18 protein-coding genes and 7 tRNA genes are annotated in these 21,682 nt (G+C 28.5%); 13 read left to right on the top strand and 12 right to left on the bottom strand.

The genetic code is table 11. The annotated features are described in order from the left end of the window. Positions 1-86: 86 nt before the first annotated feature. Both CRV02_RS05480 and CRV02_RS05475 read right to left on the bottom strand, forming a co-directional pair. Positions 87-1,052 (bottom strand): aminodeoxychorismate synthase component I, encoded by a 966-nt coding sequence (locus CRV02_RS05480; protein WP_129089485.1) that lies wholly within the window; start codon positions 1,050-1,052, stop codon positions 87-89. Between the two features lie 14 nt (positions 1,053-1,066). Next, on the bottom strand, positions 1,067-1,942 hold the full coding sequence (locus CRV02_RS05475; protein ID WP_129084601.1) for an aspartate carbamoyltransferase catalytic subunit: 876 nt from the start codon (positions 1,940-1,942) through the stop codon (positions 1,067-1,069). Positions 1,943-2,038: 96 nt separating this feature from the next. Here CRV02_RS05475 and CRV02_RS05470 point away from each other — a divergent pair, with 96 nt between their 5' ends. The 4 genes from CRV02_RS05470 to CRV02_RS05455 are packed head-to-tail and all read left to right on the top strand — an operon-like array spanning position 2,039 to position 8,771. Then, positions 2,039-4,357 (top strand): fatty acid cis/trans isomerase, encoded by a 2,319-nt coding sequence (locus CRV02_RS05470; protein WP_129089484.1) that lies wholly within the window; start codon positions 2,039-2,041, stop codon positions 4,355-4,357. A gap of 50 nt (positions 4,358-4,407) precedes the next feature. Continuing rightward, positions 4,408-5,592: an aspartate aminotransferase family protein gene (locus CRV02_RS05465; protein WP_129089483.1), complete on the top strand. Its 1,185-nt coding sequence runs from the start codon at positions 4,408-4,410 to the stop codon at positions 5,590-5,592. Next, positions 5,570-6,754 (top strand): TolC family protein, encoded by a 1,185-nt coding sequence (locus tag CRV02_RS05460; protein ID WP_129089482.1) that lies wholly within the window; start codon positions 5,570-5,572, stop codon positions 6,752-6,754. The genes CRV02_RS05465 and CRV02_RS05460 overlap by 23 nt, the downstream gene beginning before the upstream one ends. Positions 6,755-6,797: 43 nt before the next feature. Continuing rightward, a complete protein-coding gene (locus CRV02_RS05455; RefSeq protein WP_129089481.1) occupies positions 6,798-8,771 on the top strand; it encodes a cache domain-containing protein in 1,974 nt (657 codons plus the stop codon). Here CRV02_RS05455 and pyk read toward each other — a convergent pair whose 3' ends face one another. Beyond that, positions 8,772-10,223, bottom strand: coding sequence for a pyruvate kinase (pyk, locus tag CRV02_RS05450; RefSeq protein WP_129089480.1), 1,452 nt, complete (start codon positions 10,221-10,223; stop codon positions 8,772-8,774). A 113-nt stretch (positions 10,224-10,336) separates the two neighbouring features. On the opposite strand from pyk, the gene CRV02_RS05445 reads away from it, so the two are divergent. The 5 genes from CRV02_RS05445 (at position 10,337) to CRV02_RS05425 (ending at position 15,494) form a co-directional block, all read left to right on the top strand. Beyond that, positions 10,337-11,353, top strand: coding sequence for an SAM-dependent methyltransferase (locus CRV02_RS05445; RefSeq protein ID WP_258239233.1), 1,017 nt, complete (start codon positions 10,337-10,339; stop codon positions 11,351-11,353). A 97-nt stretch (positions 11,354-11,450) separates the two neighbouring features. Continuing rightward, positions 11,451-13,529: a methyl-accepting chemotaxis protein gene (locus tag CRV02_RS05440; protein ID WP_129089479.1), complete on the top strand. Its 2,079-nt coding sequence runs from the start codon at positions 11,451-11,453 to the stop codon at positions 13,527-13,529. A 94-nt stretch (positions 13,530-13,623) separates the two neighbouring features. Continuing rightward, on the top strand, positions 13,624-13,824 hold the full coding sequence (thiS, locus tag CRV02_RS05435; RefSeq protein ID WP_129006494.1) for a sulfur carrier protein ThiS: 201 nt from the start codon (positions 13,624-13,626) through the stop codon (positions 13,822-13,824). A gap of 11 nt (positions 13,825-13,835) precedes the next feature. Continuing rightward, a complete protein-coding gene (locus CRV02_RS05430; RefSeq protein ID WP_129084594.1) occupies positions 13,836-14,171 on the top strand; it encodes a YraN family protein in 336 nt (111 codons plus the stop codon). Positions 14,172-14,213: 42 nt separating this feature from the next. Continuing rightward, complete coding sequence (locus tag CRV02_RS05425; protein ID WP_129089478.1) at positions 14,214-15,494, top strand: DNA polymerase IV; 1,281 nt, start codon at positions 14,214-14,216, stop codon at positions 15,492-15,494. A 3-nt stretch (positions 15,495-15,497) separates the two neighbouring features. On the opposite strand, the gene CRV02_RS05420 is transcribed toward CRV02_RS05425, so the two are convergent. Both CRV02_RS05420 and CRV02_RS05415 read right to left on the bottom strand, forming a co-directional pair. Further along, positions 15,498-15,574: transfer RNA gene (locus CRV02_RS05420), tRNA-Met, on the bottom strand. A gap of 20 nt (positions 15,575-15,594) precedes the next feature. Further along, positions 15,595-15,669, bottom strand: a tRNA-Gln gene (locus CRV02_RS05415). A gap of 171 nt (positions 15,670-15,840) precedes the next feature. Here CRV02_RS05415 and CRV02_RS05410 point away from each other — a divergent pair. The 4 genes from CRV02_RS05410 (at position 15,841) to CRV02_RS05395 (ending at position 19,950) form a co-directional block, all read left to right on the top strand. Next, on the top strand, positions 15,841-17,685 hold the full coding sequence (locus tag CRV02_RS05410; RefSeq protein WP_129089477.1) for a 7TM diverse intracellular signaling domain-containing protein: 1,845 nt from the start codon (positions 15,841-15,843) through the stop codon (positions 17,683-17,685). Then, positions 17,675-18,364: a response regulator gene (locus tag CRV02_RS05405; RefSeq protein ID WP_129089476.1), complete on the top strand. Its 690-nt coding sequence runs from the start codon at positions 17,675-17,677 to the stop codon at positions 18,362-18,364. The genes CRV02_RS05410 and CRV02_RS05405 overlap by 11 nt, the downstream gene beginning before the upstream one ends. 71 nt (positions 18,365-18,435) lie before the next feature. Continuing rightward, positions 18,436-19,197, top strand: coding sequence for a hypothetical protein (locus CRV02_RS05400; RefSeq protein WP_129089475.1), 762 nt, complete (start codon positions 18,436-18,438; stop codon positions 19,195-19,197). Between the two features lie 66 nt (positions 19,198-19,263). Next, positions 19,264-19,950, top strand: coding sequence for a response regulator (locus tag CRV02_RS05395; RefSeq protein ID WP_258239232.1), 687 nt, complete (start codon positions 19,264-19,266; stop codon positions 19,948-19,950). 41 nt (positions 19,951-19,991) lie between these two features. Here CRV02_RS05395 and CRV02_RS14800 read toward each other — a convergent pair whose 3' ends face one another. The 7 genes from CRV02_RS14800 to CRV02_RS05365 all read right to left on the bottom strand — a co-directional run bounded on the left by CRV02_RS14800 (position 19,992) and on the right by CRV02_RS05365 (position 21,676). Then, positions 19,992-20,132, bottom strand: coding sequence for a hypothetical protein (locus CRV02_RS14800; RefSeq protein WP_164968964.1), 141 nt, complete (start codon positions 20,130-20,132; stop codon positions 19,992-19,994). A 68-nt stretch (positions 20,133-20,200) separates the two neighbouring features. Next, positions 20,201-20,277, bottom strand: a tRNA-Met gene (locus CRV02_RS05390). A gap of 82 nt (positions 20,278-20,359) precedes the next feature. Then, positions 20,360-20,444 (bottom strand) — tRNA-Leu (locus tag CRV02_RS05385). Positions 20,445-20,497: 53 nt separating this feature from the next. Next, a tRNA-Arg gene (locus tag CRV02_RS05380) sits at positions 20,498-20,574 on the bottom strand. Between the two features lie 43 nt (positions 20,575-20,617). After that, positions 20,618-20,694: transfer RNA gene (locus tag CRV02_RS05375), tRNA-His, on the bottom strand. A gap of 10 nt (positions 20,695-20,704) precedes the next feature. Next, a tRNA-Pro gene (locus tag CRV02_RS05370) sits at positions 20,705-20,782 on the bottom strand. Between the two features lie 111 nt (positions 20,783-20,893). Next, positions 20,894-21,676 carry a thiazole synthase gene (locus tag CRV02_RS05365; RefSeq protein WP_129084690.1) on the bottom strand — a complete coding sequence of 261 codons (783 nt, stop codon included), beginning with the start codon at positions 21,674-21,676 and terminating at the stop codon, positions 20,894-20,896. Positions 21,677-21,682 lie beyond the last annotated feature (6 nt).

Below are 21,682 nucleotides of genomic sequence, written 5' to 3'. Positions count from 1 at the left end.
AAAAAAAATTTCAAGGATTTTAATACAAGAAATAAACTTTTTGGTTACAAGTTTAAAAAATAAGTTTTTATGTAATCTTTTTGTAATTAAAAGGGTAAGTAGATTTTATCAATAAGCTCTTTGTATTCATCTTCAACATTTGAATCACAGGTAATTCCTCCACCACTTTTATAATAAAGGTTTCCTTTTTCATCTTTTTCAATAAATCTTATCATAACGCAAGAGTTTAGTGATTTTCCATCATATACTCCAAAAACACCTGTGTAGTAATCTCTATCGAAAGATTCATTCTCTTTTAGTATTTCAACAGTTTTTTTCTTTGGCGTTCCAGTTATAGAACCTGCTGGTAAAATTGAAGTTAAAATATCACCTATTTTACTGTGCCAATCTTCATCAAGTTGTCCCGTTATTTTAGAACTAACTTGTAAAAGTTTTTTATCACCTGCATTTATTTTATCAATATACCTAAACTTGTCTACTTTTATTTTGTTTGCCACAATTCCTAAATCATTTCGAAGTAAATCTACAACCATAGTATGTTCTGCCATCTCTTTTATATTTCCTAAGATTTTGGCACTTGCATTTTCAACCTTACTATCAATTGTTCCTTTCATAGGATATGTTGCTATTTTATTTTTTTTGATTTCTATAAATTTTTCAGGGGAAAAACAAACAAACTCATCAAAAAATTTTAACTTATATTTTGCATTTGCTTTTTTATAGATTTCATCTAATGAAAATTTAGTTTCTATTTTTGTTTTTGCTGTTAAGTTTAGAATATAAGAGTTTCCATTTTTAATATGTTCTTGTAAAATATCAAAAGTCTTTTTATACTCGTTAAAAGATAGTGGATACTTTTTCAACTCTTCTTTTTCTAAGGCTTTAGTTGAAAGTTTTGAAGATACTTTTTCATTTATCTCATATTTTACTTCATTAGGAAGTTCACTTAACGGTTTTACATAAGATTTTGATAAATCATAAGAGATAAGAAAAAAAAATGGCTCCTTTGAAGAGCCATATTTATTTAGTAGATTTTGTAAGTCTTTATTCAATTTATTTAGCTAGTTTACTTTATAAGTTTCTTTAAAATTGCCATTCTTACAGCAACACCATTTCTTACTTGCTCTAAGATTTTATTTCTAGGGTCAACTAACATTTCATCAGAAATATCAATATTTCTATTTACTGGTCCTGGGTGAAGTAATAAAATATCTCTATCTCCAAAAGTATCTTTTGTAATACAATAGTTCTTTGCATAGTCAGTTAATGATGTAAAATATACTTCGTCATGTCTTTCAAGTTGAGTTCTTAAACTCATAACAACATCAACCTCATCAATGATTTCATCTAAAGTATCATATTGTTTAAACTCACTATCTTCATATTTGAAACAATCAGGAGCAACAAAACAAACGTCCATTCCAAATCTTGAAAGAAGTCTTCTATTAGAACCTGCAACCCTTGAACTTTTTACATCTCCAATAATTGCAATTTTCTTTCCTTCTACTTCTCCATTAAAGTGCTCATAAATAGTAAAGAAGTCTAACAGTGCTTGAGTAGGATGTGCATGTTTACCATCACCGGCATTGATAATAGGACAATCAACATGGTCAACTAAAGTTCCAGGAAGTCCACATTCACTATGTCTAATAGTAATAGCATCTGGCTGCATTGCGTTAATATTTGCAATAGTATCAAAGATAGTTTCACCTTTGCTTCTTGAGCTTCTTCCTACATCTAAAGAAATTACCTGCGCTCCAAGTCTTTTAGCTGCCATTTCAAAAGCACTTCTAGTTCTTGTAGAATCTTCAAAAAATAGATTTACTACAATTTTTCCCTTTAGAACTTCATTACTTTGCATATCTAGAAACATTCTAGCATCATCAAAAACTTCTAGAATTTCTTCTTTTGTAAAATCTGCTGTACGGATTAGGTGCTGCATTTATTCCCTTTAATTTTAATTTTGATTTTATCAAAAACAGCTTTAAAATTTTTATTTAAGTATAATGTTTTCACTCAAAATTTTAGGATTTTTATAATGAAGTTACACCTCATCTTTTTTTTAGCTTTACTTGCCCTATTTCCAAATACTATATTTGCAAAAGAACAATTATCATTCACAAAAGATATCAAACCTATTTTAGATAATAGATGCGTTACTTGCCACTCATGTTATAACTCACCTTGTCAATTAAAGCTTTCATCGTTTGAAGGACTTATTAGAGGAGCTTCAAAAGAGGATATTTATGCAAATAGATTAACTGCCGTTGAACCTTCAAGACTTTTTGTAGATGCTAAAACAGAAGAGCAATGGAGAGAAAAAGATTTCTTCTCCGTTACTAATCATTTTAAAGATTCTGAAAAATCAAATGAATCTATTATGCTAAGATTATTAGAAGAGAAACAAAAGAACCCTTTAAATAAAGGTGACTACTCTCCTGAAACAGATGAATTAGCCTGTGTAAAAAATCAAAAAGAGTTAGATGATTATTTAAAAGAAAACCCTCACAAAGCTATGCCTTATGGTTTTCCTGCATTAAATAAAAAAGAGCATAAACTTCTAAGTTCATGGTTAGAATCAAACTCTTTTGTAGATGATAAAAAAAATATAATATCTAAACTTGAAAAAGAGCAAATTCAAAAGTATGAAGAGTTTTTTAATAATCAAAAAATGAAATATCAAGTTACTGCTAGATATATCTATGAACACTTATTTTTAGCACACCTTAGTTTTGACAATAGTAGTAAAAACTTTTTTCAACTAGTGAGGTCAAGAACTAAAACAGGTGAAATTGATATTATTCCTACAAGGTTTCCATATAGTAAAATAGAAGAGAAGTTTTATTATAGAATTCAACCTATTACCTCAACTATTGTTCATAAAACACATATGGTTTATACATTAGATGATAAAAGATTAAAAACCTACAAAGAGCTATTTATAAATACTGCTTGGCTTGAAAAGCCATATATGCCTGCTTTTGATACTAAAGTTTCTGCAAATGCACTTAAAACTTTTAAACAAATTCCTGCAAAAAGTAGGTATAAATTCTTACTTGATAATATTCACTACTTTATAATGACGTATATTAGAGGTCCTGTTTGTAAAGGTCAAATTGCACTAAATGTAATCAATGACCACTTCTGGGTAATGTTTATTGACCCCGAAGCAGATGTTTCTGTGAAAGATAAAAACTATTTAGATGAAAACCTAAAGAACCTTTCTATTCCAAATAAATATGGAGCAACTCCTGATTTATTAGAAACCTTTACAATTATAAAAAACTATCAACAAGCAAAAATATATTTTGAAAATAGAAATAAAATTTATAGTAAATATTATCCCCAAGGTCTTGGATTAAAAGAGCTTTGGAAAGGCAATGAGTATAATGATAATAAAAATGATTCAATACTAACTATTTATAGACATTTTGATTCTGCATCAGTTCATAAAGGAGCTCTAGGAGATATTCCTAAAACTATGTGGGTTATAGATTTTCCTTTAATTGAAAGACTTTATTATTCACTTGTTGCTGGTTTTGATGTTTTTGGAAGTACTTCTCACCAGTTTTTAGTTAGAAAACATATGGATAGACTTAGAATAGAAGGAGAAACAAACTTTTTAGAGTTTTTACCAAAGGATTCAAGAAAAGAGTACTTCAACTCTTGGTATAAAGGTTGGTTAGCAAAAAGATTATCACTTTATGTTCCTTCAAATAATGAACCAAATATAAATTACCAAACAAATGATTATAAAGAAGAGTTTACAGATAAACTATTCTCATATTTAGATATAAAAAAAGATCCAATTAACTTTATAGATAAAGAGTATATTCCAGTAAAGATCTTAAAAGAGTATGAAAATAAAGAACAAATAGAACAAACTTTTAAGACATTAACTCTTCCAAATAATTCTAAATTTATTCAATACCACACTGATGATAAAACCAACTTAGCCTATATAAGAATAGAGCTTAAAAATGGTGAAAACCTAATTTATACTATGGTTATAAATAGATGGCATGATAATGTTGCACTTATGTTCGATGAAGACTCAAGGTTGAATCCTAAAAAAGATAGAATCAATTTTATTGAAGGCTTTATTGGTTCTTATCCAAATATCTTTGTAAAAGTAAAACAAAAAGATTTAAATGAATTTTTCCACTTAATCTATGATTATCAAGGAACAGATGAGCAAAAAGAGTTAATATTAAAATATATAATAAATAGAGCAAATCCTAATTTTTGGGATGAATATGATTGGTTTACAAATGAATTTAAAAAGCAAGATGAATTACAATTTGGGCTTTTTGACTTAAATCGATACTACCAAAAAGCTATTGATAACTTTCGTTAATATTAATTAGATATAATCTTTTTTATATATTATAATTTTTAGGGAAAAAAATGTTAGAAACACTAGATAAACAGTTTGTACTTCAAACATATGCAAGAAATTATGTAAACTTTAAAAAAGGTATTAACGCAACACTTTTTGATGAAACAGATAAGGACTATATTGATTTTACTTCTGGAATTGGAGTTGTTTCAGTTGGTCATGGAAATAAAGAAGTTGCCGATGAGATTTGTAAACAAGCTAATAATATTATTCATATTTCAAACCTTTATGCAATTGAACCTCAAGCAAAACTTGCTGAAAAAATTGCAAAACTTTCAGAGATGGACGTGGCTACATTCTTTGCAAACTCAGGAGCAGAAGCAAATGAAGGTGCTATTAAACTAGCTAGAAAATATGGTGAAACTAAGTTTGATAAAAAAAGATATAAAGTAATCACTTTAGAGCATTCATTCCATGGAAGAACAATAACAACAGTTAAAGCAACAGGTCAAGCGTCTATGCACTCACCAAACTTTGCACCATACCCAGATGGTTTCAAATATGATGCAAGAATTGATGATATTTATAACTCAATTGATGATGAAACTGTTGCAGTTATGATTGAGTTAGTTCAAGGAGAAGGTGGAGTTCAACCCTTTGATAAAAAAGATATTCAAGAACTTGCAAAGTTTTTAAAAGAGCAAGGTATTTTACTTATTATTGATGAAGTTCAATCAGGAGTATATAGAACAGGTGAATTCTTAGCTTCAAACCTATATGAAATTGAGCCTGATATTATTACTTTAGCAAAAGGTCTTGGTGGTGGAGTTCCTATTGGAGCAGTGGTAACTAAACATAAAGATTTATTTACATACGGTGACCATGGTTCTACTTTTGGAGGAAACTACTTAAGTACAGCTGCTGCAGGAAAAGTTGTTGATATTTTAGATGAGTATAAAAATGCAGGAACATTAGATGAGATTATTATCTACTTTGATAATAAAATAAATGAACTTGTAGAAAAACATACTAACTTATTACAAGAAAAAGTTGGTGTTGGATTAATGAAAGGTATTAGAATAAAAGATGCGGACTCTCTTGCAGCTATTATAAAAAGTGCCTTTGAAGAAGGTGTTTTAGTTTTAAGAGCTGGAAAAAATACTTTAAGACTTTTACCTCCATTAACAATATCTAAAAAAGAGATTGATGAAGGATTTAAAAGGTTAGATAATGCAATTTCAAAAGTTAGCTAGTCTATTTTTTGTTTCAACTATTTTTCTATCTAGTTCTTTTGCCCAAGAAGTAGATGAGAAAATTCTTTCGCAAGACAGATTAGATATTATTGATTTTTCTAAAAAGCAAAATGAAGAAAATAGCTCAAAGTTAAGAAAAGACTGGATTAATCCAGTTACTTTGAGTTATAAAAAAGATTATACTGAGACTTACGATACAGCAAGAAGTATGATATCTATAAATCAACCCATTTTCAAAAGTGGTGGTATCTATAGTGCAATAAAATATGCAAATGTAAACTTCAAATATAATGACTTGGATATTGAAACTCAAAGAAAAGAGTTAATAAAACAAGTAACTACTTTACTTTTTAATCTTCATATTATAGATTTAAATATCAAGAAAAATGAGTTTTTATTAAAAAATGCAAACATAGATATTCAAAGAAAAAAAGAGCAAGTGTTTAATGGCTTTTTAGATACTTCTTATTTAGACAATGCCATTTTAGATGCAAACAGTGTTAAAAATGCCCTTGCAGATTTATACTTTCAAAAAAAAGAGTTAGAAAACAACTTTAATAATCTAGCAAGTAAAGAGTATAAAAAGTTTGAGTTACCAAAGTTAACTCTTACAGATAAAGAAAACTTTTTAGAAAACTCTTTAGAGTTAGCAAAAGCAAGAGTTGATGTAAAACAAAAAGATTATTTAGCATCAATGTCTATGTCTCAATACTTACCTACTTTTAGTGTAAGTATGGATTATAGCCATTACCATGATACAGATGGAAATACTAATATTCAAGATGAAACAACAACTAACTATGGAGTTTCTGTTTCAATGCCACTTGATGTAAGAGCATTAAATGATGTAGAAGCACAAAGAATCGAATATCTAAAATCAAAATTAAATCTAAATAATATAATTTTAGAAGAACAAAATTTCTATAAAACAAAGCTTTCTAAAATAGATATGATTGAAAGAAAAAAAGAGATAGCAAAAGAAGATTATAAACTTTATGACTCTTTATTAAAAATTATTGTTGAAGAAAAAAATGCTCAACTAAAAACGCAAAGTGATGTTGATACTTTAGCAAACTCTCAAAAAATTAAATCCCTAGAAGTACAAATTTTAGAGCTACAGAAACAAATTGAGCTCTTAGAAATATATTCTAAAATCATTTGATAAAACGCCTAATTATTATAGCTTTATGCTATAATAATTTATCATGAGTAAATTAGCAGATGAAATAAAAATTATAAAATGGATTGTTCTTCTTCCAATTATTGGAATAATACTTACATCCTTTATTCTAACAAATATATTTGTATCTTCTAGATATGAAGTTCATAATAATGAAATTGATAAACTAAGACAAGCTCATACACTAGAACTAAAAAACTCAATAAAAGAGAAAATAGATAATCTAACTCTTCTTCTAAATGAAAACTATGAAAATGAAATTATTAGATCAAAACATTCAATAAAAGATATTGTAAACCTTGGATACCAATATCTAAATCTTATGTATAAAAACCACTCCCACCTTCCAAAAGAAGAACTATACTCTTTTATTGATGAGAGAATAAATAAATTGAGGTTTTTTGAGAATATGGATGGTTACTTTTTTATCTATGATAGAAAAAGTGCAAAAGTGGTATCAAATGCAGGAACACCTTCTCACGTAGGAAATTCAATTAAAAATGTAAAAGATATAAATGGATTAAACTTTTATGAAAGTTTTGAAGATGTATTTAAAAATAATAAAAAAGAAGGTTTTACATCTTGGCACTGGACTCGACCAAACTCAACTATAAAAGAAGAAAAAATTGGCTTTTTAAAGCTATTTGAACCTTTAGATATTGTTATAGGAAGTGCTTTATATATAAAAGATATTAAAAGAGATATTTCTAAAAACTCTATAGAATTTCTAAAAAAACTCAAATACCCAGATGACTCATATATTTTTATTATGGATTCAAAAGGAACTTCAATTCTACATAAAAATAAAGAGATTATTGGAGTTCCAATTGATAAATTAGATGCAAGTATACAGAAAAATGTATCCTTAATCGTTAAAAAAGTAATTAAAAATAGTTCTTCTTTTATTGAATATGAACAATCAAAAAAACTCTTTAAAGGGGAACTTCCTTCTAAAAAAATATCTTATGTTAAATATGTACCCATTTTAGATTGGGTAGTAGGTACTGGACTTTATAATGATAATTTAAATGAAGAAATAAAAAGAAAACAAGAACTATTAAATAGAAACTTACAAGATGATATTTCCACTATAGTTTTAGCTTCACTACTAGTTACTATATTAATTATTGCAATTATACTTATACTATCAAGAAGATTAAAAAATATTTTCCAATACTACTCAAAAAGCATAGAAGATAGTAATAATAAACTTCATAAACTAAATGAAGAATTAGAGCAAAAAGTAAAACAACAAGTAAATACTCTTAGACAAAAAGACTCTTTATTAAATCAACAATCAAAGCTTGCTGCAATGGGTGAGATGCTTGGAAATATTGCTCATCAATGGAGACAACCTTTATCTGCTATTAGTACTTTAGCTAGTGGAATTAGAGTAAAAAAAGAAGTTGGTGAAATAAGTAATGAGGATTTAGACAAAGACTTACAAGCAATTGTAACTAGCACTAAACTATTATCAAATACAATTGATGATTTTAGAAACTATTACTCAAAAGATAAACATATTAAAGAGTTTAAAATAGAAGATACTTTAAATAATGTCTTAAGCCTTATCTCTGCGAATTTAGACAATAAAGAGATTGAACTAATTTTTAGTATTGATGATGTTTCCATAAATAGTTATGAAAATGAGTTAATTCAAGTTTTATTAAATATCTTAAACAATGCCAAAGATGCCCTACTTGAAAGAGAGACTCCTAGATATATTTTTATAACAATTAAAAAACAAAAAGAGAATGTGTTACTAGAAATCTATGATAATGCAGGTGGGATAAAAAAAGATGTCATAGATAGAGTTTTTGAACCATACTTTACAACTAAGTTTAAATCACAAGGAACAGGGATTGGTCTTTATATGACTAAAAATATAATTGATTCAAATCTAAAAGGTAAAATTGAAGTAGAGAATAAGAGCTTTACTTATCATGATCAAAAGTTCAAAGGAGCTTTATTTAGAATAAAGCTTCCTTTTAAACTATAACTATTTTTTCTTCATTGCTGGAAGGTTTAAATAGTAATCCATCTCAGATGGAGTTAATATCTTAATAGTATTTGTACTTCCTGGAATACCTACTGGATATCCAATCGTTGCAATATAAATTCCCTCTTTATCTAATAATCCTTTAGCCTCAAGCTTTTTAAGCATAATATGAATCATCTTAGATGCTTGTGCAGCTTTTATTTTAGCAATTGGGAAAACTCCCCAGTTTGCACATAAAGGATTTAATACTCTTCTTTTGTGAGAGAAGATATAAATCGGTGTTTTAGGTCTATATCTAGATATTTTCATTGCAGACTTACCTGAACTTGTAAGAGCAATAATACCTTTAGCACCTAAATCATCTGCTAATTTTGTAGCTGTAGCTTGAATAACATCAAACTCATCATGATATGCTAACTTTTCATGCTTATCAAAAGGATAAATCTCTTCAGTTTTTTTGATAATATTAGCCATTGTTTCAACAGTATTAATTGGATCAACTCCAACTGCACTCTCTTCACTTAACATAACAACATCAGTTCCATCTAAAACAGCATTTGCAACGTCTGAGATTTCAGCTCTTGTTGCTCTTTCATTTTCTGTCATTGATAAAAGCATTTGTGTTGCTGTAATAACAGGCATACAAGCTTCATTTGCTTTTTTGATAAGTCTTTTTTGAATAGTTGGTACTTCATAATATGGTACTTCAATTCCAAGGTCACCCCTTGCAACCATTAAACCATCACTTGCTTCAATAATCTCATCAATATTCTCAACGGCATCAAACTTCTCAATTTTTGCAATAAGTTTACCCTTATAGCTACCTAGAAGTTCTCTTGCATGTTCCATGTCTCTTTTATTTTGAACAAAAGAGATAGCAAAGTAATCAACTTTATTTTCAACACCCCAAGCGATATCTTTTTTATCTTTTTCTGTAATAACATCAATATCAATTACAGTATTTGGGAAGTTAATTCCTTTTTTAGAAGCTAATACTCCATGGTTTTCAACAACTGCTTTAATCTCTTCACCTGTTTGAGTAACTTTTGCTCTAATAGTTCCATCATATAAATAGATATACTCATCTACTTTTACTTTATCAAGTAGTTCTGGATAGTTGATTGATACTATATATTTTTTATCAGCTTGTTTTTCTCCAACTATTTCATTTCTAACAAAAGTAATTTCATCACCTTTTAATAGTTCAAAAGGTTCTTTAACATCACCAATTCTCACTTTAGGACCAGAAATATCTTGTAATACTGCAATTGTAGTATTAAGATTATTCATAGCAGTTCTAATATTATTTAATGTATTTAAATGATACTCATGATCACCATGTGAAAAATTAAGCCTGAACATATTTGCCCCAGCTTTAATTAGCCCCTCAATCATCTCAACACTGTTACTTGCAGGTCCTAGTGTTGCTAAAATCTTCGTTCTTTTTTCCATTGGGCTACTCCTTATTTTGAAATAATTTATAATAGGTATTATATCTAAATTCATTTACAATGCAGTTACACCTTGTATAGGAAATATCAAACTTTTTTAGCTAAACTTCAAAAATGAATTCAAATAGAAAAACTTTCAAACAATATATGCATGAATGGCTTTATTCAAATGATGGATATTACAGTACTTATAAAGAGATTGGAAAAGAAGGAGACTTCTATACATCAGTATCTACTTCAAGTTTTTTTGGTGGAGCAATTGCTAAAAAAATCATAAATGAAATTCAAAATGGTAGTTTAAAAAAAGATACTACAATCTTAGAAATTGGAGCACATCATGGTTACCTTTTAGCGGACATAATTCAATTTATTTATACTTTAAAACCAGAACTGCTAAAGAGTCTTAATTTTGCTATTGTTGAAAGATTTGAACATTTACAAAAGTTTCAAAAACAATATTTTGAAGAATCATTTGGAAATGAGATTAATCTTATTCACTACAATGATATAAGTGAAGTAAAACTTGACTGTGCTTTTATTTTAGCAAATGAAATATTTGATGCCTTTGCTTGTGAATTAGTTTTAGAAAAAGAAGAAGTTCTCTACCAAGCTTTTCTTGAAGATGAAAAAATAGTTTTTGAAGAATGTGAGGATAAAAAACTTTTAGAACACTGTAAAAAATACTCTATTACTAAAGGTGAAGTTTGCTTAGACTATGAAGAATTTATAAAAACAATTAAGTCAAATATCAAAAACTTTCACTTTCTAACTTTTGATTATGGAGATAGATTTTATAGAAATGATTTTTCTACAAGAGTTTATAAGAACCACGATGTATTACCAATTTTTGATAAAAAAATAAATCTACAATCTTCTTATAAAACAAGCGATATTACTTATGATGTATGTTTTAATTATTTAATTGATATCTTTGAGGAAAATAACATCACTGATATTAAATTTGATACACAAATGAACTCTCTTGTTAACTTTGGAGTAATAGAACTACTTGAAATACTAAAAGCTCATACAAGTGAGTCTGTCTATTTAAAAGAACTTCAAAAAGTTAAACTTCTTATTGAGCCTACAGGAATGGGAGATAGGTTTAAAACTCTTTATGTAAAAAAGTAACAATTGTTATAAATAACATTTTTGTAACTTTGAAAAATTTTCTTTATACCTTAGTTTAAGTACAATAGCATAGTTATATTATGTTCGAAGGACTTAAATGAAAAATCTATCAATAAAAGCTAAACTATTAGCAATCGTAATTAGTTCTATTGTAATTGTTTCAGTGATTATATTAGTTGAATCAAATATTGCACTATACAAAACCTCTGAAACAATTACAGATAAGTTTGAAAAAGATGCTTATAGTTCAAAAGAAGCTGAGCTAAAAAGTTATGTTGAAATAGCTATTAAAACTGTAGAAGCTTTTTATAAAAGAGCGCAAAATGACCCTGAAAATACAGAAAGCTATAAAAAAGCTGCCCTAGATGCTATTGAAAGTATTAGATATGGTAAAGATGGTTACTACTGGATTAATGATTCCCATCCAAATATGGTTATGCATGCTATTAAACCAGCTCTAAATGGAAAAGACCTATCAAAAGTAAAAGACCCAAATGGAGTATATCTATTTGTTGAGATGGCAAAAATCACTCAAGGAAATCCAAAAGGTGGTCTTGTAGAGTATGTATGGCCAAAACCTGGTTTTGAAAAACCACAACCAAAGTTCTCTTATGTAATGAAGTTTGAACCATGGGATTGGGTTATTGGAACGGGTGCATATGTAGATAATATTAGCACTTCAATTAATAAAATGAAAGCGGCAACTGAAGAAGAGATTTTTAGTACTATGATTACTAATATTATAATTATTTTTATAATTATGATTATCTTAGCTTTTATTATGCTTTTAATTGCAAAGAAAAGTATTTTCGACCCACTTGAAAACTTCCAAAATGGTCTATTAAACTTCTTTAAATACCTAAATAAAGAGCAATCAAATATTGATATGCTTGATGATAGTAGTAAAGATGAAATTGGTACTATGTCTAAAGAAGTAAATCAAAATATTCAAAAAACGCAATCTTTAATTGAACAAGATGCTGCTTTAATTGAAGATGTAAAAAGAGTAGTTGAAGAAGTAAAAGCTGGTCACCTTGATAAAAAAATTAGTAAAACAACTCAAAATGAAGCACTTAAAGAGTTACAAATTATCTTTAATGAAATGCTAGAAATTATGGAAAGTAATGTTCATAATGATATCAATGAAGTTAACAAAGTATTAAGTAGCTTCAAAAACAGAGACTTTAGAACAAATATCCAAACCCCTAAAGGTGAAGTTGCAAAAACATTAAATGAATTATCAGAGATAATCAATAAAATGTTACTTGATAACTTAACAAACGGGTCTACTATGAATGAAAATGCAGAGATGCTACGTTCTAATGTTGAGAAATTAAGTGTGAGTTCAAATCAACAAGCTGCTTCATTAGAAGAGACTGCTGCTGCCTTAGAAGAGATTACTGGAACTATTACAAATACTTCTGGAAATATTGCTCAAATGGCAACTTATACTCAAGAATTAACAGGTTCTGTTAAAACAGGTCAAAACCTTGCTAGTGAAACAACTTCATCTATGGAAGAGATTAATGAACAAACAGAACTTATTGCAGATGCAATTACAGTAATTGATCAAATTGCCTTCCAAACAAATATTCTATCTCTTAATGCAGCCGTTGAAGCAGCTACTGCTGGTGAAGCAGGAAAAGGTTTTGCAGTTGTTGCAGCAGAAGTTAGAAACCTAGCTTCAAGGTCAGCTGAAGCAGCAAAAGAGATTAAAACAATTGTTGAAAATGCTACAGAAAAAGCAAATAATGGTAAAGCTATTTCTCAAAAAATGATTGAAGGTTATGATGGAATTTATGCAAAAGTTCAAGAAACAGAAAGCCTAATCAATGACATTACAACTGCTTCAAAAGAGCAAACAACTGGTATTGCACAGATTAATGATGCAGTTGCACAATTAGATAAAGCAACTCAAGAAAATGCAAATGTTGCTAATAATACAAGTGATATTGCAAACCAAACATCACAAATGGCAATGAATATTGTTAATGAAGCAAATAAATCTGAGTTTTTAAATAAAACAAGCGTTAAAACAACTAGTCATTCTCATACTACAGAAATAAACTACTCAACACAAAAAGTAGCACCTAAAAAAGTAGAGAAGAAAGAACCTGTTCAAACTAGAGTTATTCAAGCAGAAAAAAGTAATGATGACGAATGGGAAACTTTCTAAGTTTTCATTCCCATCTTAAAATAAAAAGTTTCTTTTATATTTGATAAGTATAAAAGAAACTTGTGTTAAAATCACTAAAAACAAAGGAATCTAAATGGAGCTTATTGTTAATGGAGAAAATAAAAACTTCCCAGATAACTCTACATTACAAGCAATTATTGATGAATTAAGAATTGAAGAAAAAGTAATGGCAGCTGCTGTAAATATGGAAATTGTAAAAAAAGATGAATGGAATTCTTATACTGTAAAAGAGAATGACAAACTTGAACTTTTACAGTTTGTAGGTGGCGGTTGATTTAAAAAATCATGTCTACAAAAGAGAAAGGCCAAGCAGCTGAACAAAAAGCATGTGACTATTTAAAATCCTATGGCTTTGAGATAGTTGAACAAAACTTTTATGCTAAAAAGCTTGGTGAGATAGATATCATTTCAAAGAAAAATGATACCTATCACTTTGTAGAAGTAAAATCCTCTGTTGATTATGAATCTGCTATAAATAATATAACTCCTTCCAAAATATCCAAATTAAAAAGAAGTATTGATTACTATTTACAAACAAAAAAACTTGATGTAGCTTACTGTATTGATGTAATAATTATTGTTGATGAGGATATTGATTTAATCTCAAATATTACTATATGAAATTTTATTGCAAATTGAAATATTATTTGCTATAATAGTTTTATGTTTTTACACCTAGACCTAGACTGTTTTTTTGTATCCGCCCATAGAACTGTTGACAAAACCTTAGAGAACATTCCTACTGCTGTAGGAGGAAGAAGTAATCTAAATATTTTTTCAAGTCAAAAAGAGCTAAGAAAAGTCAGTGAAAATGGAGGAGCTTTTGTTAGTACTATTCTTACAAATGAAGGTAAGAAAAGTTTTAAAGAGTATTTTGTAGATGAAAATGGAAGAATAAGAGGAATTGTAACTACTGCTTCATATGAGGCAAGAGCCTTTGGAGTGAAAACTGCAATGAGTGTAAATGAAGCTCTAAAACTTTGTCCAAATCTAAAAATGATTCCCCCAAACTATCCTTTATATCACGACTTATCAAAAAGATTATGTGAGCTTTTAAAAAAAGAGATTCCCTTAGTTGAGCAGTTTTCTATTGATGAATTCTTTGGAGATTTAAGTGGTTATATAAAAGATGAAGATGTAGAAGAGTTTGCCTTTAAATTAAAACAAAAGATAAAAAAAGAGCTTGACTTACCAATATCAATTGGAATTGCACCTTCTAAATACCTTTCAAAACTAATTACTGAACATGCTAAACCAAATGGAATTAAATTTGTTAGAAAAGAGCATATAAAAAATTTCACAAAAGATATTCCAATAGAAGAGTTTCCAGGTATTGGTAAAAAATACCAAGAAAGACTTAAAGGTTATGGAATAAAAACCTTAGGAGATATAGAAGGTAAAAAAGACCTGTTTTACTCATGGAAGAAGCCGGGGATTGAACTATATAATAGGGTTTGTGGAATTGAAGATAATAAATTGAATCTTCAAAGAGATAAAAAATCTATAGGAATAGGAAGAAGTTTTGATCCTATTTATGATAGAGAAGAGTTAATTAGAAGAGTAATTATACTTAGTAGATATTTATCTTTTATTGTTAAAAAAACAGATAAAAACCCACTATCTTATGCTTTACAAATAAGATATGAATCAAGAATTAAATCAAAAAATTTTGTAAATGTAAATAGAATATTTAATGAAGAAGATTTTAAAGCAAATATAAAAGAGCTATTTTTAAAAAATGATAATCATCCTTCCCACGGTGTAGTACAACTTAATATAACTGTTTATAACTTTTCAAAAGAGAATGAGCACACCTATAATATCTTTGAATATGAAAATGATTTAAAAAAGAAAAAACTAGGAAATGAAATACAAGCTTTGAGGGAAAAATATGGTGTCGATATTATCAAGACTGCTTCAGAGATAAAAAAAGAGAAAGATTAAGATTGGTTGCGGAAGCTGGATTTGAACCAACGACCTTCGGGTTATGAGCCCGACGAGCTACCGGACTGCTCTATTCCGCGGCTAACTAATATTGAAAAAGTGGCTGGGGTAGCAGGATTCGAACCTACGAATGCTGGTACCAAAAACCAGTGCCTTACCGCTTGGCGATACCCCAAATTAAAAGTTCAAAATAACTTTTAGGGTTGAAATTTTAACAAAAGAACCTTAAATTAATATAATATAACTAGCCATGTTTCTCTTTTTTTAAATAATAACAAAAAAGACATATTTTATATGTAAATAATTTATCTTGTGTATAATTTAGCAATTACAATTAGGACTTTTTATGCTCAATAAAATTATTATTTCTATCTTTTTATTATTTACTACTCTTTATGCAAAACCTGTTTTAGTTTATGAAGATATAAAAGAGCTAGATATATTAAAATATTCAGATATTCATATAGACTATACAAAAGAACTAAGCATAAATGATATAAAAGAGAATGATGATTTATTTCAAAAAAATAGTGAAAGTAGACTCTCTTATGGTTATGCACCAAACTTTAATATTTGGATACGATTTAAACTAAAAAACACCACAAATAAAGAGATTAAAAGAGTTTTAGAGTATGACAATGCTTTGACTAGTCATATTACATTTTATGATTTAGATAGTAATATTAAAGCCTTAAAAGGTTTATATTTTAGACAAAATGATATTAAGACAGTTAACTCAGCTTTTCCAATATTAATTAAACCAAATAGTGAAAAAACTATTTATATAAAAGCAAGTTCAGATATTACAACTATGATTATAAAACTCAAACTTTGGGAAAACTTTACTTTCTTTGAAAAAGAGTTAAAACATCAAATGATATTAGCCCTATTCTTTGGTGCAATGTTTATTTTGGGAATTTATAATCTATTTATCTTCTTTTTTACAAAAGATATAAGTTACTTATATTATGTTGTTTATATCATTGGGATTATAGTTCATCATCTTTTATATGTTGGCTTTGCAACAATATATATGCTTCCTGATGGTTGGATAGAAGAAATATTAAAATATGCACCTGTAATTGTTGCTATACCTATTATTGCCCTTGCTTTATTTACAAAAGAGTTTTTAAATACAAAGCAGTATCCTAAAAACAATGCTTTTTTAAACGTCTATTTAATCCTAATTCCTATTTCTATTGTTTTTTTCTTATTAACAGACGATTATGATAAACATAGAAATACACTTACAATGCTTTTATTAATTTATCTAATGGGATTAACTCTATATGCAACAATAAAAAGAAATAAACAAGCCTACTTTATACTTTTTGGATGGTTTGTATTTTTAATATCTGGACTTACAATGTTCCTATCAAGTGCAGGAATATTTAACGTATATGATTACTTTCCTTATATTGTAGAAGCTTCTTTTGTATCTGAAGCAACTATTTTTTCGATTGCCCTTGCAAATAGAATAACAAGTCTACAAAAAGACAAAGATGAAGCAAATAAAAGATTAATCGTTCATCAACAAAATGAGACTGAAAGATTAAGTAAAGAAGTATCCTTAAGAACAAAAGACTTAAAAGATACACTTATTGAAAAAGAGCTTTTATTAAAAGAGCTAAATCATAGAGTAAAAAACAACATGCAAACTATTGTATCTTTAATAAGACTTCAAGCAGATGAAATACACAATGAAAAACTACAAGATATCTTAGTTACTATTCAAAATAGAATTAATGCAATGAGTCATCTTCATGAATTACTTTATAAACAAGATAATATCTCCCATGTAAATACTTATGAATATTTTGAAGCTCTTATTGAAGAGGTTGTTGACAGTTATCATAAAGATGTTGATATTGATTTAGATGTAAGAGCAAATATAAAAATGGAACAAGCTGTTTATTGTGGACTTATATTAAATGAACTTCTTACAAACTCATTTAAATATGCTTTCCCAGATTTTATTGGAACAATTGAAATAAAACTTTTTAAACAGCATAATGAAATCACTTTCCTTGTAAAAGATAATGGAATTGGATTTAAAGAGAGTAAACAAACTGATTCTCTAGGCTTAACCCTTGTAGATACACTTGCAAGGAATCAGCTTAAAGGTGAGATAGAGATTAAATCAACGAAAGGAGTAGAGACAAAAATTATCTGGCAAGATGATGACAAATGAAAAGTTTCTAATTGTAGAAGATGAGGCAATTGTTGCTTTAGATATAAAAAAAAGTCTTGAAAATCTAGGTTACTATGTTGTAGCTTGTGCAACAAACTATGATGAAGCACTAAAATTTGTAAAAGAGAAAGACCCTTCCATAATTTTGATGGATATAAACCTAAAAAATAGTAAAAGTGGAATAGATGCTGCCATAGATATTCAAAAAATCAAGAATATCCCTATTATTTATATAACTGCTTACTCCGATGAAGAAACAATAAAAAAAGCAGTAAAAACAAACCCAATTGCATATTTACTGAAACCTTTTAAAAGAGAAGAGTTAAAGACTACAATCTATTTAGCATTACACAAAATAAATAGCTCTTATGAACTATTTAAAAATAAAGACTTTATTCATCTAGGACTAAACTATTATTATAATCTAAAAGATGAAACACTATTCTATGAGAATCTTAGAATAAAACTAAGTATAAAGGAAAGAGCTCTTTTAAGTATTTTAGTAGAAGCTAAAGGAAGTATTGTTTCATTTAATAGTTTAGAATATTTACTGTGGCCTGATTATCCTGTTTCAAAAGGAGCATTAAGAACATTAATTTATAGGCTTAGAACTAAGCTTGAATATAAACTTATTGAAACAATCCCATCACTTGGATGCAAAATCACTACTCTTACTTAATAATTCTTACAATCCTGTGACATAAACTGTGACAGGGCTTATGTAAAGTTTGTCTAAAAAAGGACAAACACATGAGTCACTTAAACAAAAATATATCTATTAACTTTCTACAAGAGTTTGTAACTCACAATATAAACAGCCAACTAGACTACTTACCTGAAAAGTTCAATGAAGAACAAAGGTATGCCCTTGAAGTATTTAAAAAAAGAGTTTTTCTAGAAGAGACTATAGAAGAAACAATTAGCTTTAATAGAAGTCTAAATTGGGATGATAAATATTCAAATACAAACTTAGCCCTTAGTGCTGAAGAGCTTATTGAGGTTTTTAAATTAAGAAGTAGTGTTTACCATGAGATATCATATCAAAAGGAGTGTCCTGATGAAATTGATGGACTAAATTTTGATACTTTTGATAAGAACTCAGCGGTGATTTATTGTAAAAATAACAATGAAATATCTGGAACTATTAGACTTATATTTGATTCAAAAAAAGGTTTACCCTCTGAAGAAAAATGCTCTTTTAGTAAACAAAGAGAAGAGTTTAATCTTATAGGTGAGATTTCAAGAAATATTGTTAAAAATAGAAATAAAGGTCTTAATCAAGAGTTTAAATATCTAATGTGTGGTATTTATAATATCTTTATAAACAATAACATTGACCTAGCACTTTCTGGAATAAGAGCAGACCACCTGAAACTATTTGAAAAGCTTGGTGGAGTAAAAGTAGAAAAAGAGTTAGATGCTTATGGAAATGTTGATATACCTTTTTTAATAATTTCTTATAATCCTAGTTTAGCATCAAGATTTTTTAAAAAAGTCTTTTTAAAACAGTAAGTGTGACAAAGGTGTGACGAAAAAATGATATACTTCTGTATAAAAAAATAATTTTTAGAAAATGAGATGATGAATAAAGTATTAATAGTAGAAGATGAAACGATTGTTGCACTTGAAATCAAAAAAGTTCTAGAAAAGCTTGATTTTATAGTGACAGATATGGCAACAGGATATGATAGTGCACTTGAGAGTGTAAAAAGAACTAAACCAGATATTATTTTGATGGATATTGATTTAAGAGATGATAAAGATGGTATTGATGTAGCTAAACAGATACAAAAGAACAACAATATTCCAATTATCTATACAACTGCATATTCTGATGAAAAAACATTAAACAGAGCAATAGAAACAAATCCTGTAACTTACTTAATTAAACCCTTTAAAAGAGAAGAGTTAAAATCAAATATTCTTTTAGGTATCTATAAAAGTAAAAATGAAGTGGTTCCAGCAATTGATAAAAGTCTTATGAGACTTGGATTTGATTACTACTTTGATAAAGTAAATGATAAGTTATACTATAAAGATATGTTTATTAAACTTGGTCTAAAAGAGAGACAACTACTTAGAATACTAATTAGAGCAAATGGTGCTATTGTTACCTTTGAAGATTTAGAGTATAAGATTTGGCATAATCATACTATCTCAAATAGTACATTAAGAACTCTTATTTATAGACTTAGATCGAAACTTCATTATGATTTAATTGAAACTATTTCAAATGTAGGGTGTAGAGTAACTATTAACGAATAAATATAAAAAGAGTTTTTCTCTTTTTATATCTTCTTCCTTCACTATTTTACAAATAAAGTAAGTAGTCTATTAGGAATTACGATTCCTGATTTACTAAGTGCATCTAAAATATTCTCATTTTTTTGAATTAATCTAAAAAATACTTCTATTTTCTTAATTAAATTTATTTCTGTTATTGACATTTTATTGTTCCTTTCATCTAAAAAAACAATTTACTGTGTGGATTAAAACTCTTTTGATAGTAATAATTTGGTTGCGGAAGCTGGATTTGAACCAACGACCTTCGGGTTATGAGCCCGACGAGCTACCGGACTGCTCTATTCCGCGGCAAGTTAACATAATGTTAATAATAAAGAAAAATAAAATAAGTAGATTTGAACTTAAAGTTATTGATTTCATTTTAGTAAGGTGGTGCGGATGAGAGGACTCGAACCTCCACACCGTGAGGCACCAGATCCTAAGTCTGGCGTGTCTACCAATTTCACCACATCCGCATATAGACAAAAAAAAAGATCAAGTTGCAAACAACTTTAATCTTATTTAAAAGTGGTACGCCTGACACGATTCGAACGTGTGACCGATGCCTTAGAAGGGCATTGCTCTATCCAGCTGAGCTACAGACGCATCAAAAAAATTATATAAAAATCATCCTGAAAGAATGATAAAATGGGGTAAGTAATGGGATTCGAACCCACGACCCTCTGAACCACAACCAGATGCTCTAACCAACTGAGCTATACCTACCACTCATAAATGGTCGGGGCGAGAGGATTCGAACCTCCGGCCCCCTGGTCCCAAACCAGGTGCGCTAACCAGACTGCGCTACGCCCCGAATAAACACTTATTCTTTCAAAAAGTGGACGGAATTATAATATATTTTTTTTAGTTTGTCAAGAGTATTTTGAAGAAATTTCAAAAAATTTCAAAATTTCTTCAAAAACAACTAAAATTGAATTAATCCATCCACTGGAGAAGAAGCCGTTGCATAAGGTTTTTTAGGGATTCTTCCTGCTTTATATGACATTCTTCCTGCAATTGTTGCATATTTAAATGCTTCTGCCATTTTCATTGGATCTTGTGCTTGAGCAATTGCTGTATTAGCTAAAATACCATCTGCACCTAATTCCATTGCATATGAAGCATCACTTGCACAACCTAATCCTGCATCAACTAAAACAGGAACTTTAACTGCATCTCTAATAAATGCAATATTATATGGGTTTTGAATTCCAAGACCAGAACCAATTGGAGCTGCTAATGGCATAATTGCATCTGCACCTGCATTTTCTAATCTTTTTGCAACAATTGGATCATCACTTGTATATGCCATAACTGTGAAGCCATCTTTTTTAAGAACCTCACAAGCTTTGATTGTATCAATTACATCTGGGTATAAAGTTTTTTGTGCATCACCAATAACTTCTAACTTAATAATATCAATACCAGTTGCTTCTCTCATAAGTCTAAAAGTAGTAATTGCCTCTTCAGCTGTAAAACAACCAGCAGAGTTAGGAAGAAGCTTTACATTTGTATCTTTAAAATAGTCTAATAAATTCTCTTCATTTGGGTTTGTAATATTTACTCTTCTAATAGCAACTGTGATAAGTTCACTTCCACTTGCTAATGTTGCATCTTTAGTTGTTTGAAAATCTTTATATTTTCCAGAACCAACAATTAATCTACTATTAAATTCATAATCACCAATTTTTAAAATCTGGTCATTCATTTCTGT

Source organism: Arcobacter sp. CECT 8989, assembly GCF_004116715.1.
In the GTDB taxonomy this organism is placed as follows: domain Bacteria; phylum Campylobacterota; class Campylobacteria; order Campylobacterales; family Arcobacteraceae; genus Halarcobacter.
The sequence above is the reverse complement of the archived record's forward strand: the minus strand, read 5'-3'. Positions and strand labels throughout refer to the sequence as shown.

What these genes read in the sequence shown, in the direction of transcription:
- CRV02_RS05365 (WP_129084690.1), bottom strand. Translation starts at nt 21,676, where the DNA reads ATGAATGACCAGATTTTAAAAATTGGTGATTATGAATTTAATAGTAGA.
- thiS (WP_129006494.1), top strand. Translation starts at nt 13,624, where the DNA reads ATGGAGCTTATTGTTAATGGAGAAAATAAAAACTTCCCAGATAACTCT.
- CRV02_RS05460 (WP_129089482.1), top strand. Translation starts at nt 5,570, where the DNA reads ATGCAATTTCAAAAGTTAGCTAGTCTATTTTTTGTTTCAACTATTTTT.
- CRV02_RS05475 (WP_129084601.1), bottom strand. Translation starts at nt 1,942, where the DNA reads ATGCAGCACCTAATCCGTACAGCAGATTTTACAAAAGAAGAAATTCTA.
- CRV02_RS05470 (WP_129089484.1), top strand. Translation starts at nt 2,039, where the DNA reads ATGAAGTTACACCTCATCTTTTTTTTAGCTTTACTTGCCCTATTTCCA.
- CRV02_RS14800 (WP_164968964.1), bottom strand. Translation starts at nt 20,132, where the DNA reads ATGTCAATAACAGAAATAAATTTAATTAAGAAAATAGAAGTATTTTTT.
- CRV02_RS05400 (WP_129089475.1), top strand. Translation starts at nt 18,436, where the DNA reads ATGAGTCACTTAAACAAAAATATATCTATTAACTTTCTACAAGAGTTT.
- CRV02_RS05455 (WP_129089481.1), top strand. Translation starts at nt 6,798, where the DNA reads ATGAGTAAATTAGCAGATGAAATAAAAATTATAAAATGGATTGTTCTT.
- CRV02_RS05445 (WP_258239233.1), top strand. Translation starts at nt 10,337, where the DNA reads ATGAATTCAAATAGAAAAACTTTCAAACAATATATGCATGAATGGCTT.
- CRV02_RS05395 (WP_258239232.1), top strand. Translation starts at nt 19,264, where the DNA reads ATGATGAATAAAGTATTAATAGTAGAAGATGAAACGATTGTTGCACTT.
- pyk (WP_129089480.1), bottom strand. Translation starts at nt 10,223, where the DNA reads ATGGAAAAAAGAACGAAGATTTTAGCAACACTAGGACCTGCAAGTAAC.
- CRV02_RS05465 (WP_129089483.1), top strand. Translation starts at nt 4,408, where the DNA reads ATGTTAGAAACACTAGATAAACAGTTTGTACTTCAAACATATGCAAGA.
- CRV02_RS05440 (WP_129089479.1), top strand. Translation starts at nt 11,451, where the DNA reads ATGAAAAATCTATCAATAAAAGCTAAACTATTAGCAATCGTAATTAGT.
- CRV02_RS05410 (WP_129089477.1), top strand. Translation starts at nt 15,841, where the DNA reads ATGCTCAATAAAATTATTATTTCTATCTTTTTATTATTTACTACTCTT.
- CRV02_RS05405 (WP_129089476.1), top strand. Translation starts at nt 17,675, where the DNA reads ATGACAAATGAAAAGTTTCTAATTGTAGAAGATGAGGCAATTGTTGCT.
- CRV02_RS05430 (WP_129084594.1), top strand. Translation starts at nt 13,836, where the DNA reads ATGTCTACAAAAGAGAAAGGCCAAGCAGCTGAACAAAAAGCATGTGAC.
- CRV02_RS05425 (WP_129089478.1), top strand. Translation starts at nt 14,214, where the DNA reads ATGTTTTTACACCTAGACCTAGACTGTTTTTTTGTATCCGCCCATAGA.